Origin of the sequence: Acidipropionibacterium jensenii (genome assembly GCF_005890135.1) — a bacterium.
In the GTDB taxonomy this organism is placed as follows: Bacteria; Actinomycetota; Actinomycetes; order Propionibacteriales; family Propionibacteriaceae; genus Acidipropionibacterium; species Acidipropionibacterium jensenii.
In genome coordinates this window covers 938739-952203 of sequence record NZ_CP040635.1, presented here as the reverse complement: position 1 = coordinate 952203, position 13465 = coordinate 938739, and the positions used below count along the sequence as shown (strand labels likewise).

The 13465-nt window shown below is 68.0% G+C and carries 10 protein-coding genes, 1 pseudogene and 1 riboswitch; all 11 genes and pseudogenes read left to right on the top strand.

What is annotated here, in order from left to right; genetic code table 11:
• Positions 1–32: 32 nt before the first annotated feature.
• Positions 33–2123: pseudogene (locus FEZ32_RS04150) on the top strand (AMP-dependent synthetase/ligase); the annotation flags it as partial.
• A 222-nt stretch (positions 2124–2345) separates the two neighbouring features.
• Positions 2346–2726, top strand: coding sequence for a rhodanese-like domain-containing protein (locus FEZ32_RS04145; RefSeq protein ID WP_097799630.1), 381 nt, complete (start codon positions 2346–2348; stop codon positions 2724–2726).
• A gap of 833 nt (positions 2727–3559) precedes the next feature.
• Positions 3560–4579, top strand: a complete 1020-nt coding sequence (gene efeU, locus FEZ32_RS04140; protein WP_138680006.1) for an iron uptake transporter permease EfeU — start codon at positions 3560–3562, stop codon at positions 4577–4579.
• Between the two features lie 68 nt (positions 4580–4647).
• On the top strand, positions 4648–6015 hold the full coding sequence (gene efeO, locus FEZ32_RS04135) for an iron uptake system protein EfeO (RefSeq protein ID WP_217496620.1): 1368 nt from the start codon (positions 4648–4650) through the stop codon (positions 6013–6015).
• Positions 6016–6056: 41 nt separating this feature from the next.
• A complete protein-coding gene (efeB, locus tag FEZ32_RS04130; protein WP_138680005.1) occupies positions 6057–7532 on the top strand; it encodes an iron uptake transporter deferrochelatase/peroxidase subunit in 1476 nt (491 codons plus the stop codon).
• A gap of 715 nt (positions 7533–8247) precedes the next feature.
• Positions 8248–8538, top strand: coding sequence for a 30S ribosomal protein S6 (rpsF, locus tag FEZ32_RS04125; RefSeq protein ID WP_028703650.1), 291 nt, complete (start codon positions 8248–8250; stop codon positions 8536–8538).
• A 145-nt stretch (positions 8539–8683) separates the two neighbouring features.
• The gene (locus FEZ32_RS04120) at positions 8684–9337 is read left to right on the top strand and encodes a single-stranded DNA-binding protein (RefSeq protein WP_097799626.1); all 654 of its coding nucleotides are present in this window, start codon (positions 8684–8686) and stop codon (positions 9335–9337) included.
• Positions 9338–9478: 141 nt separating this feature from the next.
• Positions 9479–9718: a 30S ribosomal protein S18 gene (rpsR, locus tag FEZ32_RS04115; protein ID WP_028703648.1), complete on the top strand. Its 240-nt coding sequence runs from the start codon at positions 9479–9481 to the stop codon at positions 9716–9718.
• Positions 9719–9732: 14 nt separating this feature from the next.
• Complete coding sequence (gene rplI / locus FEZ32_RS04110; protein ID WP_028703647.1) at positions 9733–10179, top strand: 50S ribosomal protein L9; 447 nt, start codon at positions 9733–9735, stop codon at positions 10177–10179.
• Between the two features lie 408 nt (positions 10180–10587).
• A complete protein-coding gene (locus FEZ32_RS04105) occupies positions 10588–11457 on the top strand; it encodes an undecaprenyl-diphosphate phosphatase (protein WP_028703646.1) in 870 nt (289 codons plus the stop codon).
• A gap of 146 nt (positions 11458–11603) precedes the next feature.
• A riboswitch (TPP riboswitch) is annotated at positions 11604–11695 on the top strand.
• Complete coding sequence (locus FEZ32_RS04100) at positions 11686–13389, top strand: bifunctional hydroxymethylpyrimidine kinase/phosphomethylpyrimidine kinase (protein WP_138680004.1); 1704 nt, start codon at positions 11686–11688, stop codon at positions 13387–13389. (Overlaps the previous riboswitch by 10 nt.)
• Positions 13390–13465 lie beyond the last annotated feature (76 nt).

Sequence of the window (13465 nt, the reverse complement as noted above, 5' to 3'; positions counted from 1 at the left end):
GATGATCGGTGCATCATCTTCGAGGAGCCCCCATGCCCGTTGCCGATATCTCCTCCCGTCCCGGAACCGACGCTGATCCTGCCGCAGCGCTGCTCGGGTCCCCGGTGGCTGGGGAGGACCCTGCCGAGGTCCATCTGGCCCACATGTTCCGCAACACCGTCTCCCGCTACGCCTACCGGCCGGCGTCGAGGGTCAAGGTCGGCGAGAAGTGGCAGATTCGCACCTACGCCGACATGGGACGTCGGGTCGAGGCGATCAGCCTGGCCCTGGTCGAGCACGGGATCGCGCGCGGCGACCGGGTGGCGATCTTCTCCCACAACAGCCCCGAGTGGATCGAGATCGACCTTGCGGTGATGACGGTCGGCGCCGTGCCGGTGCCGATCTACCCCACCAGCACCGGCGAACAGGTGGTGCACATCATCGCCGACGCCGGAGTGCGGATCGCCTGCGTCGCCGGGCCCGCCGAGCGCGACCTGGTGGTCTCGATCCACGACCGGACCACCTCGCTGAAGGCCGTCGTGGTGATCGACACCCCGGAGTCCGACGAGGACGGTCGGTCGGGGAGCGAGGACGCCGCCGGGGGCGGTGTCGCGGGGACCTCCTCCGCCACCGAGGGCGGTGTCGCGGGGACCTCCTCCGCCACCGAGGGCGGTGTCGCCGGGACCTCCCCTGCTGCCGACTCCCAGGACGCCGGTCCCAGCGTCCCGGGCGGCGCGCACGACAACCAGGACGCCGCCGGGGGCGGCCTTCGCGTCGTCGCCCTGGCCGACGTCCTCTCCCCGCAACGCACCCCCGAACGCACCGCTGAGCTGAAGACCGGCGTCGAGGAGCGGATGTCCGCCTCCTCCGGTGACGACGTCGCCTCCCTCATCTACACCTCCGGAACCACCGGCGCTCCCAAGGGAGTGATGATCACCCATCGCGCCGCGATGGCCCAGGCGCGGACTCTGGACGCCTTTTTCGATATCCGGCCCTCCGACCACTCGCTGTGCTTCCTGCCGTTGTCCCACGCCTTGGAGTGGGCGTGGTCGATGGTGCTGCTCACCCATGGCTGCCTCAACACCTTCGTCACCAACCCCAAGACCATCGCCTCGATGCTCGTCGAGGTGCGCCCGACCCTGTTCGTCTCGGTGCCCAAGCTGTACGAGCAGGTGATGACGGTCGCCCATGAGAAGGTCTCCGACTCGCGTGTCAAGACCCGGCTGTTCAACTGGTCCATCGACGTCGGCAGACGCTGGTGGCAGGCCTCCGAGGACGGACGGCGTCCGGAACTGGGGTTGAGGCTGCGCCACAAGGTGGCCGACGCGCTGGTCCTCAGGGCCGTCCGGGCGGCGGTCGGCGGACCCAAGACGGTGCTGGCCGCAGGCGGTGCACCGCTGCGCCAGGAGGTCGAGGAGTTCTTCGCCTCGGTCGGGCTGCTGGTGTGCCAGGGGTACGGGCTGACCGAGGCGTCACCCCTGGTGAGCTTCAACTCGCCGGGCGCCCACAAGTTCGGGACTGCCGGGAAACCCCTTGTCGGAAGCGAGATCAAGGAGGGGGCGGAGGGAGAGATCCTGTATCGGGGGCCCAACATCATGAAGGGGTACTGGAATGCCCCCGAGGCCACCGCGCAGACGATCCAGGACGGCTGGCTGCACACCGGCGACGTCGGTCATGTCGATGAGGACGGGTACCTCGTGATCACCGACCGGCTCAAGGACATCATCGTCACCCTCAACGGGAAGAACATCTCCCCCCAGCCGATCGAGGGGCTGTTGATGGCCGACCCCTTGTTCGAGCAGGCGGTCATCCTCGGCGACAACCGGCCGTGCCTCACCCTGCTCGTCAAGCCGTCCTTGCCGCGCGTCGAGGAGCTCGCCGAGAAGCTGCACCTGAGCTTGTCGGGGGTGGATGCGATGCGCAGTCCGGAGCTGGTCGAGGAGCTGCGACGCCGGGTCGCCGACCTCACCGCCAAGCTGCCCCACCAGGAGCAGATCCGCGACCTGCGGGTGCTGTGGGACGACTTCACCCAGGACAACGGGTTGTTGACGCCGACCCTCAAGGTGCGCCGGCGCGAGGTGGAGAAGCGGTTCACCGAGGTGATTGACGAGATGTACTCCCGGTTGGCGAAGTTGCGGAAGGCCGACCATGTGAGGCATGACCATGAGGAGGCCGAGCATGAGAAGGCTGAGCATGGTCATGCTGGGGATGGGCATGGTCATGCTGGTCACGGTCATGGGCATGGGGATGGTCACCGGGGGACCGGGGAGTAGCAGGCCGAGCGCCGAAGGACTGGGGAGCAGCAGGCCGGCCACCGGGGCATGGCGTCGACAACGTCATGACCTACAACACCTAGAATCACCGCCATGGGACTGCGGAATTTCCTCGCCAACCGAGGCATGCCGACCGGGGGGATCGACCTGCCGGCCGCCCTCACCGTGCTCGCGAACGGAGGGGTCCTCGTCGATGTGCGGACCCTGCCGGAGTACGAGGCGGGACATGCGCCCGGTGCTCATCTGGTGGAGGCCAAGGAGCTGGTCGACGATCCGTTCACCGCGGTCTACGGCGATGATCCGCTGGCCGAGCCCGATCCCCATTTCGTGCTGGTGTGCGACACCGGTTTTCGTTCCGGCCATCTGGTCCAGGCGATCCGCGACAAGGGCTATGACGCCGACTTCCTCACCGGCGGGCTGAGGGCCTGGCGCGAGGGCGGGGAGATCCTGATCCCAGGGCCCCCGCGCCACTGAGCAGACCTGGTCGACCAGATCTGAGTTGTCAGACCCGAGAGGCTCAGACCTGGGCGTCCCAGCGTCACCTTGACGGTGAACGCCGACTTCTTGCCACGCTTGCTCAGACCAGGGCGTCCCAGCGTCAACCCTGTCGGCGGATGCCCTACCCAGGGGGCGTCGCTCGGCCGGTGTCCTACCAAGAGGGTGTTGCTCAGGGGCCAGATCCCGGGTGTTGCACCCCTGGCTGAAGTGCTGGGCTGGTGTTCTACCCAGGGTGCGGTGCTGGGCCGGTGCCCTGCGCGACGGATGCAGGCAAACTCCTGCTTCCTCCGACAGATGCAGCCGAATGGCTCCCGGGCGGTCTTCCGGTGTCGACAGATGCAGGGAAACATGCCTCGGTCTTGACGGATGCAGCGGAAGTGTCGTGCTGGGGCTGACGGATGCAGGGAAATGACCCCTTCTTTCGACGGATGCAGGGAAATGTCACAGATGCAGTGGAGCTCCACTGCATTCGTGACATTTCCCTGCATCTGTGGCTGGAGGTGGGGCGGCCGTGTCGTGGATGGGGTTGGCCTGCGCCAGAGGGTCGGAACGGGGCGCATGGGGTCACCTGCGCCAGAGGGTGGGTGTGCCTGGCGGCCGCCTCCGCCCGCAGCAGGCACCCCCGGTCCGCAACAGGCACCTCCCTCGGCTCCAAAGCAGGCACCCCACCCCTCGACAGCCGACCATGTCGCATCTCACATCAAGAAATCCCCTTGTCGGAGGGGTTGACGACGTCCCGCCGGGATGATTAGGTGAGGCTTGCCTAACAGATCCGGGTAAGTCCGGATCGGGACAGAGACGGAGCCCCCATGTTCGTCGCCAACCTTCTCATCGCCCTCCGTGAGGGGTTCGAGGCGTCCCTGGTCGTCGGCATCATCTACGCCTACCTGGTCAAGGCCGACCGCCGCGACCTCATCGGCAAACTGTGGCTCGGCGTCGGACTGGCCGCCCTCGTCCCGCTGGCCATCGGCGCCGTCCTCACCTGGGGTCCCAAGACCCTCACCTTCCAGGCCCAGGAGATCATCGGCGGCGTCCTGTCCCTGGTCGCGGTCGCGATGGTCACCTGGATGGTGTTCTGGATGGGGGAGAACTCCCGGCAGCTCAAGGGCGACATCGAGTCCGACCTCACCCGCTCGCTCAGCAGCCACGGCTCCGGCTGGGGAGTGGTGTGGATCGCCATCCTGGCGGTCGGCCGGGAGGGGGTCGAGACCGCCCTGTTCATCTGGGCGACGGTGAAGTCCTCGGTCCAGACCAACACGGTTGCCACCACCGCCGGGGTGGTGACCGGCCTGGCCGCCGCCGTCCTGCTCGGCTGGCTGGTCTACCGGGGTGCGGTGCGGATCAACATGCGCGCCTTCTTCGCCCTCACCGGCGGATTCCTCATCCTGGTGGCGGCCGGCATCGGCTCCTACGGGATCGGCGACCTTCAGGAGGCCGGCGTCCTGCCCGGGATCATGACCCACGCCTGGGACCTGTCGGCCTGGCTGCCGGCCGCGTCGTCACCGGTCTACTGGCTCTACGTCGTGGCGGTGGCGATGTTCCAGGTCAATCTCGCCCCGACCCTCGCCCAGACCATCGCCTGGTGGGTCTACCTGATTCCCGTGATGGCGCTGTTCATCGCCCAGGTCAACGGTCGACTCCACGGTCGCGCCAGGGCTGCCAACGAGGGGGAGACGTCGAGGACGACGTCGGTGCTGCCGGAGGAGAGGCCGGTACCTCCGGGGGCGACGCCGATTCTCCCGGACGGGACGCCGCAACTCGGCTCCGGGACGGTCCCCCATCCCCAACCGCCGCAGTCCCCGGAGACAACGTCGCGGCCCCTCGCCTGACCCCATTCCATCCCCGCATCTCATCCCCACCCCGAAGCGTGTCCACGCCCCGAACCCTGAGGACATCCATGCCCACCACCGCTACATCCAGCAGTTCCACCCGCAGCAACCGCACCCACCGGCGTCTCGCCCGGAGCGGCATCGCCCTGGCCACCGCCGCCGTCACCGCTCTGCTGGCCACCGGCTGCACCGACAATGTCGACGACGCCGCAGCCCCCGCCGGATCCGCAACGGCAGTCAGGCCGGTCTTCACCATCACCGACGACGGCTGCTCGCTGTCCACCAGCACCCTGCCCGGCGGGGTGGTCACCGTCACCATCACCAACAAGGGCACGGTCCCCAACGAGTTCGAGATCCTCACCGAGAACCAGCTGCAGATCGTCGGGGAGAAGGAGAACATCGGCCCCGGGGTCACCACCACCTTCACCACCGCCCTGGAGAAGGGCACCTACTACACCGCCTGCAAGCCGAACATGGTCGGCGCCCTCAAGGGGATCCAGAAGATCACCGTGACCGCCGGCTCGGGCGCCTCGGTGGACTCCGGCACCGCCGCCCTGGAGAAGCGGGCGATCACCAACTACACCGCCTACGTGAGGGACCAGGTGGGTCAGCTGCTCACCGGCACCCAGGCCTTCACCAAGGCCTACCTGGCGGGCGACGTCGTCCGGGCCCGTGAGCTCTACCCGGTCGCCCGCAGCCACTACGAGCGCATCGAACCGACTGCCGAGGCCTTCGGGATCAAGGAGGCCGGGGACCTCGACACCGCCCTGGACCTTCGCGTCCAGGACCTCGCCGCCGACGCCGGGAAGAAGGTCACCGACCCCTCGGTGCTGAAGTCGTGGACCGGCTGGCACCGCATCGAGGCGGACCTGTTCACCAAGAACGGATCGGCCTTCAAGTTTGCCTCCCAGGCCGATCGCAGGGCCGCGGCCGACCGCCTCGACAAGGACACCCAGAGCCTCTACAACCTCGTCTACGGCAAGATCACCGGCGCCTCGGGAGCCTTCAAGCTCAATCTGGCAGACGTCGTCACCGGCGCCTCGAGCCTGCTGGAGGAGGTCGCCACCTCCAAGATCGTCGGCGAGGAGGAGACCTTCTCGCACACCGACCTGTCGGACTTCAAGGCCAATGTCGAGGGGGCCGAGGTTGCCTACGGCAACGTCGCCGCTCTGGTGAAGAAGGCCGATGCCGATCTGGACGCCGAGGTCACCCAGTCCTTCAAGGACCTCAACTCCCTGTTGGCCAAGTACCAGGACGGCAAGGACTCGATGGGCAACGTGAAGTACGTCGACTACTCGACGATCGCTGCGGTCCAGAAGGATGCGGGCGAGGCCCCCAAGGACTCCGCCTACACCAAGGCTCAGCGGACCTTCTCCGATGAGGTCAATGTCGCTTCCGAGGCGCTCGGCAAGGTGCCCGGGACGATCCTTCACTGAGCCACCACTCCCCACACGATCGAGATCGACGAGGTGATGAGATGACCGAGGAGCACCACTCCCAGCCCGGCCCCGATCCGCAGCAGGGGCGCGACGCCGTCGGCGCCGATCCCGCTGCGGCTACTTCCGGGGGAGCCGGTGATGGTGGCTCGACCTCCCGGGAATCGGGTTCAAAGGGCGTCCCCGGATCCGAGGGGCAGGCCCCGGCGGGACGCCCGATGGTCTCCCGCCGGGCGATGCTGGCAGGCTCCGGCGGGGCTGCGGCGGTCTTCGGGATGGGTGGCTTCGCCTGGGGCCACCACCGCGGTGCCGAGTCTGCCGAGGCAGCCTCGGCCGACCATTCGACCCGGACCAGCTACCCGTTCCGCGGGGACCACCAGAGCGGCATCCTCACCCCCGCCCAGGACTCCATGTTCACCGCCGCCTTCGACATGCGCGACGTCGACGTCCGGCTGGTGCGAAGCCTGCTGCGCGACTGGTCGACCGCCGCCGAGCAGATGATGGCCGGGGAGCTGGTCGGCGGGCAGCCGCTGGCCAACCGGCAGGCCGCTCCCACCGACACCGGCGACGCCTGGGACTACCCGCCCTCGGGGCTGACGATCACCTTCGGGGTGGGCCGCGGGCTGTTCGTCGACGAGAAGGGGCGCGACCGGTTCGGGTTGAAGTCGCGGATGCCGAAGATCCTCGCCGAGGGGATGCCCCGGTTCGCCAACGAGGCACTGCAGTCCGGCCAGTCCGACGGGGACCTGCTCATTCAGGCCTGTGCCGATGACTCCCAGGTGGCGGTGCACGCGATCCGCAATCTCACCCGGATCGCCTTCGGGCGGGCGGTGATGCGATGGACCCAGGTGGGGTACGGACGCACCTCCTCGACCTCGAAGGATCAGCAGACCCCGCGCAATCTCTTCGGTTTCAAGGACGGCACCAACAACCTCAAGGCCGAGGCGCCCGCCGAGCAGCTCGACGAGCACCTGTGGGTCCAGCCCGGCGACGACCAGGGCGACTGGATGGCCGGAGGCACCTACTTCGTGGCCCGCCGGATCCGGATGTTCCTGGAGATCTGGGACCGGCTGAGGCTTGCGGAGCAGGAGGACACCATCGGGCGCGACAAGATGTTCGGCGCCCCGCAGTCGGTGGCCAGTCCCAGCTCCGCACGCCAGGAGTTCACCGCGGTGGACCTGTCGGCCCAGCAGGGGGGAGCGCCGATGGTGGCCGCCGATGCCCATGTCGCGATCGTCTCTCCCGAGCAGAACAAGGGCCGGCGGATGCTGCGGCGCGGGTACAACTACACCGACGGGATCGACTCCCTGGGGCGACTCAATGCGGGGCTGTTCTTCATCGCCTTCGTGCGCGACCCGAGGACGAACTTCTACCCGATCCTCATGAGGATGACCACCTCCGACGCCCTCACCGAGTACCTCCAGCACCAGGCCTCGGCTCTCTTCGCCATCCCGCCGGGGGTGGGGGCGGCCGAGCAGGGGATCGCCGAGAAGCTGTTCAAGGGTGTGGTGGCCTGATCGGTGGACATTTCACTCGGGGAACTGGGGGATCCGGCGTGTGTGGGCCGGGAAGGGTGGTTCCCTGAGTGAAAGGTTCACTCCGGATCCCGGCGCCGGCCCCTGGTGCCCGGGTCCGGAGATGAGGTGGCCGTACCGGTGCTCCTTGGAGTCGCTGAGGGCGGTGCCGGCTGATCGGGGATCGGCGGGAGGCTCTTCGAGGGTGTTGGGACCTCTTCGGTGGACATTTCACTCGGGGAACTGGGGGATCTGGCGTGTCTGGGTCCTGATGAGCGGTTCTCCGAGTGAAAGGTTCACTCCGGGTCCCGACGGCGGCCCCTGGTGCCGGCTGATCGGGGATCGGCGGGAGGCCCTTCAAGGGGTGTTGGACCTCTTCGGTGCACATTTCACTCGGGGAACTGGGGGATCTGGCGTGTGGGGGTCGTGATGGGCGGTTCTCCGAGTGAAAGGTTCAGGCCAGACCGGGGGAAGTGATGATCGATGGGCCCCAGGCGCCGGCATCAAGACCAGCAGGCGCCAGCGGAAGCCAGACCCTGGCGACCCCGACACCACAGGCGTTGGCGATCGATGGTGGGCTGGCGTAGAGTGTGCGGCTGGCTGTCCCTCGTCGGGACGGCCGCGTCGCGGGGCCATTCGGCCACCGTGACGGGCATATCGCCCTCCTGCCACGGGACCTTCCCGTGGCCGCCGAGACCAGAGGAGGTGGAGTCAGCGTATGCGTAAGTACGAGGTCATGATTCTCATTGACCCGACCGTTGACGAGCATCAGGTCGATTCCCTCATGGAGCGCTACCTGAAGGTTGTCACCGATGAGAAGGGATCTGTCGACAAGGTCGACGTGTGGGGCAAGCGTCGCCTGTCCTACGAGATCCAGAAGAAGTCCGAGGCGGTGTATGTCGTTCTCGATGTCACCTGCAAGCCCTCGACCGTTCAGGAAGTCGACCGCCTGTTCGCGATCGACGAGAAGATCCTGCGCACCAAGGTGATGCGCCCGGACGTCCACTGAGACGTCGGACACATCTCAAGAACCCTTGTAACGACGGTTCTGACGCCGTCCGCCCCGATCGCTTGGACCCGCTGCTGAAAGTGTCAGTGGCGGCTGGCAGTCTGGGGGACACGACGTCGTACCCCGTTCCGATTCGGAGAGTCACATGGCAGGCGAAACATCCATCACCGTGATCGGCAATCTCACTGCTGATCCTGAGCTGCGGTTCACCCCCAACGGGGTGCCGGTGGCCAACTTCACCGTTGCGTCCACCCCGCGCACCTTCGATCGCCAGAGCAATGAGTGGCGTGACGGTGAGGCGCTGTTCCTCAACTGCTCCGTGTGGCGCAACTACGCGGAGAATGTCGCCGAGTCGCTGTCCAAGGGGATGCGCGTCGTCGTTCAGGGCAACCTGAAGGCGCGCTCCTACGAGGATCGCGACGGCAACCGCCGCACCGTCCACGAGCTCGATGTCCAGGAGGTGGGCCCGTCGTTGAGGTACGCCTCGGCGAAGGTCACCCGCAATCCCTCGGGCAGCGGCCAGGGTGGTCAGGGCGGCGGATGGTCCGGTGGCGGCTCCGGCAACCAGGGCGGTGGCTCCGGCAACCAGGGAGGAAACTCCGGCGGTTGGGGTCAGCAGCCTCAGGGTGGCAACTCGGGTGGCTGGGACAACAACCAGTCGGGCAACCAGCCCGGACGCCAGTCGGGAGCTCCGTCGGGCAATCAGGGGAATCAGGGGTCCTACAACCAGGGAGCGGACAACCGCGGAGGCGGCGTCGACCCGTGGGCCCAGGCCCAGAGCGACGAACCTCCGTTCTGATCCGCACCCTTTCAAGCAACGTCAAGTTCCGCTCCCGGCGGCGACGGCCCAGGCTGATCGTCGACGAGGACACGGACAGGCACATTCCGGCGAGAGCCGGGCTTTCACGGGAGTGATCCCGTAGACAAGGAGAGCACCACAATGGCCGGTCCACAGCGTAAGCCTGTGAACAAGAAGAAGGTCGTTCCCGTCAAGACCGTGCACATCGGCGAGGTCGACTACAAGGACATCGCCCTGCTGCGCAAGTTCATCTCCGAGCGTGGCAAGATCCGCGCCCGCCGCGTGACTGGGCTGACTGTCCAGGATCAGCGCAAGGTCGCCATCGCGATCAAGAATGCGCGCGAGCTCGCGCTTCTTCCCTACGCCTCGACCGCACGCTGAGAAGGAGGTCCGACATGAAGCTCATTCTCACTGCACCCGTCCCCAAGCTCGGGGAGCCCGGTGACATCGTGGTGGTCAAGGACGGTTACGGCCGCAACTATCTGCTGCCGCATCGTTTCGCCATCCGGTGGACCCGTGGCGCCGAGACCCAGATCGGGCAGATCAAGCGGGCGCGTGACGCCAAGGAGATCAAGACCCGTGAGCAGGCCGAGGAGGTCCGCGGCCAGCTCGAGGACTTCAAGGTCCAGATCCCGGTTCAGGCCGGAGACACCGGTCGCCTCTTCGGCGCCGTCACTCCCGCCGACATCGTGCTCGCCGTCAAGCGCGCCGGTGGCCCCGCCCTCGACAAGCGGTCCATCGAGATCGACAAGCCGATCAAGACCATCGGCACCCACTCCGTAGGCGTGAAGCTGCACGAGGCCGTCAAGGGCCACGTCGCGGTCGAGACCGTCGCCAAGTGAGCTGACGACGGCCGACGCCGGTCCGCGCAGGGCGATCTGCACGTGTCGGTGACGGCCGTCGGTCACGGTTGATGAGAGCCGTCCGGTTCGCCGGGCGGCTTCGTCACGACTGGCACAGGTTTGTTTGCACAGGTCTGTTGAGGCAGATCTGCTGACACAGATCCGACAAGGGGTCGCGTCCTCGGGGCGCGGCCCCTTCGTCGTACCCTCCTGTGCTCCGGGGGCATTGCTGGTCCGATCGTCGCCGAGTCTCAGCGCGTAGTCCCCACCCGGAACCGAATCACGGGGCCCACCGGCCACCGGGGAATCGCCGACACGCGGAAGGGCGGCGACGTCGTCCCGACGATCTAGGCTATGGGCCTGTGCGCCCGGGCCGGTGCGCGTCCCCCACAGAAAGGTCTCTGCTCCGTGAACTGGTGGCAGGCTGTCATCCTCGGAATCGTCGAGGGCATCACCGAGTTTCTGCCGGTATCGAGTACCGGGCATCTGCGCATCGTCGAACACCTTCTCGGGTTCAAGACCCAGGGCGTGGGCATCACGGCGTTCACCGCCATCATCCAGGTGGGTGCGATCGCCGCGGCGATCATCTACTTCTGGAAGGACATCGTCCGGATCGTCGCCGCCTGGTTCCGCGGTCTGTTCAACAAGGAGGGACGCGACGATCCCGACTACACCCTCGGCTGGGGGATCATCATCGGATCGATTCCGGTGGCGGTCGTCGGGCTGGTCTTCAAGGACGCCATCCAGGGCCCGCTGTCGTCGATCTGGGTGGTCGCCGGGGCGCTGATCATCTGGAGCTTCGTGATGATGGCCGCCGACCGTCGCACCGATCTCGGTCGCGGGATGAAGGACGTCACCCTGGTCGACGCCACCATCATCGGCTGCTTCCAGGCACTGTCCCCGCTGTTCCCCGGCATCTCCCGATCCGGCGCGACGATCTCCGCGGGCCTGTTCCGCAAGTTCGACCGGACGACCGCGACCCGGCTGTCCTTCTTCATGGGCATCCCCGCACTGGTGGCCGCCGGCATCTTCGAGGCGATCACCGAGGCCTCCCACATCACCGCCTCCACCGACATCCTGATCGACGGCGGGATGGGCGTGATCGGCTGGGGGCCGACCATCATCGCCACCCTGGTCTCCCTGGTCGTTGCCTACTTCTCGATCGCCTGGCTGCTGAAGTTCGTCTCCTCGAACAAGTTCACCGGCTTCATCTGGTACCGGATCGTGCTCGGCGTGGTGCTCCTGGTCCTCGCGTTCACCGGGTTGATGGCTGTCTGATTGAGGCAGAGGGACGACCCCTTGCGACCCCGGGCGGAATCCTGGGTGCGTGAGGGGTCGTCGCTCACAGTCATCGCTGACAAGGGGGTCCCGGCAGACGCCGGGGCCCCCTGTGGCATTGTCCGGGGCTCCCTGTGGCATTGTGTTGCGTGGACACGGGGTGCGCCGCTGCGCTGAGATCACACCCGTGGAACCTGATCTAGTTCGGACTAGCGAAGGGATGTCCCAGTGACCTCCACCATCCACCCATCGGTTCCCGGCGCCCTGCCACGGGTGCTCTCCATCGCCGGAACCGATCCCTCCGGGGGAGCCGGCACAGCTGCCGACATGAAGTCGATCACGGCGGCCGGCGGCTACGGCATGACCGTGGTCACCTGCCTGGTCGCCCAGAACACCACCGGTGTGCGCGCCATCCACACCCCGCCCACCGACTTCCTCGCCGCACAGCTCAAGGCCGTGGGGGACGACGTCGTGGTCGACGGCGTCAAGACCGGGATGCTCGGCACCGCCGCCATCATCGAGACGGTGGAGCAGTGGCTCGACGTCCATCAGCCGCCGGTCCTCGTCGTCGACCCGGTGATGGTCGCCACCAGCGGCGACCGCCTCCTGGAGCCCGACGCCGAGGCCGCCATGAGCCGGTTCTGCCGGCGGGCCACCGTCATCACCCCCAACATTCCCGAGCTCGCCGTGCTGGTCGACGACAACCCCGCACCCGACCAGGACGCCGCCGTCGCCCAGGCCCGGGCGTGGGCGGCCGACACCGGCGTCGCGGTGATCGTCAAGACCGGACACCTGGACTCCCGGCTGGCCACCAACCTGTGGGTCGGCCCCGACGGCCCCCTCGTCGAGGTGCCCTGCACCCGGGTCGACACCACCAGCACCCACGGCACCGGATGCTCGCTGTCCTCGGCCCTGGCCACCCGGCTCGCCGCCGGAGACGACCCCGCCACAGCCCTCGTCTGGACCACCGAATGGCTCCACGAGGCGATCCTCCACGGCAGCGAACTCGTCGTGGGCCACGGCCACGGTCCGGTCGACCACAGCCACCGGATGCGCCGGCTGGCGGCCGCCGGACAGCCCGTCGCCTGGCTGACGGCGGACGACGTCCCCGCCGCCCTGGAGATCCCAGACCAGCTCGCCCCGGTGACCGACGCTCCCGCGGCCGTGATGCCGACCGCACCCGCGACGGCGACCGACGCTCCCGCACCCGCGACGCCGGCCGCACCCGATGCCCCGTCCGCGCCCGATGCCCCGTCCGCGCCCGATGCCCCGGCCGCCGCGGTGCCCGCCGCCGGACCCTGGACCGCGGCCCTGTGGCGCGCCGGGTCGGACCTGGCCCGCCGGATCGCCGACTGCGACCTGGTCACCGCCCTGGTCGACGGCACCCTGTCGCCCGGCGTCTTCTCCTTCTACCTCGGCCAGGACGCCTGCTACCTGGCCGGGTACACCCGCGCCCTGGCGGCGGTCGCCGCCTCATCGGCCGATCCCGCCGAGGCCGCGGACTGGGCCGGCGGAGCCACCGCCAGCCAGGTCGTCGAGGCCGAACTGCACCGCAGCTGGCTCGGCGCCGACTCCCAGCCGCCCGCTCCCAGCCCGGTGACAAGGGCCTATGTCGACTTCCTGATGGCCAGGGCACTCGGCGACGACCATCCGGTCGGTGCCGCCGCGGTGCTGCCCTGCTACTGGCTCTACGCCCAGGTCGGCGCCTCCCTCCCGCAGGTCCCCGACGACCACCGCTACGCCGGATGGCTGGCGACCTATCGCGACGACGCCTTCATCACGGCCACCGCCACCGCGCTGGGTCACGTCGAGAAGGCGATGGAGGTGGCCGCGCCCGCCCAGAGGTCGGCGGCCGCTCGTGCCTTCCTCATCTCGTGCCGCCATGAGCTCGAGTTCTTCGAGCAGGCACTGCGGATGGACGGTCTGCGATGACCCCGGCAGGTAGCACCAGAACGTCCAGCCGCGCCGCATCCAGCACCAGGACGTCGACCGCCGCATCGTCCACGAC

Excerpts from the sequence above, each read along its gene's own strand:
- FEZ32_RS04120 (WP_097799626.1), top strand. The coding sequence starts at position 8,684 with ATGGCAGGCGAAACATCCATCACCGTGATCGGCAATCTCACTGCTGAT.
- rplI (WP_028703647.1), top strand. The coding sequence starts at position 9,733 with ATGAAGCTCATTCTCACTGCACCCGTCCCCAAGCTCGGGGAGCCCGGT.
- rpsF (WP_028703650.1), top strand. The coding sequence starts at position 8,248 with ATGCGTAAGTACGAGGTCATGATTCTCATTGACCCGACCGTTGACGAG.
- rpsR (WP_028703648.1), top strand. The coding sequence starts at position 9,479 with ATGGCCGGTCCACAGCGTAAGCCTGTGAACAAGAAGAAGGTCGTTCCC.
- efeU (WP_138680006.1), top strand. The coding sequence starts at position 3,560 with ATGTTCGTCGCCAACCTTCTCATCGCCCTCCGTGAGGGGTTCGAGGCG.
- FEZ32_RS04145 (WP_097799630.1), top strand. The coding sequence starts at position 2,346 with ATGGGACTGCGGAATTTCCTCGCCAACCGAGGCATGCCGACCGGGGGG.
- efeB (WP_138680005.1), top strand. The coding sequence starts at position 6,057 with ATGACCGAGGAGCACCACTCCCAGCCCGGCCCCGATCCGCAGCAGGGG.
- efeO (WP_217496620.1), top strand. The coding sequence starts at position 4,648 with ATGCCCACCACCGCTACATCCAGCAGTTCCACCCGCAGCAACCGCACC.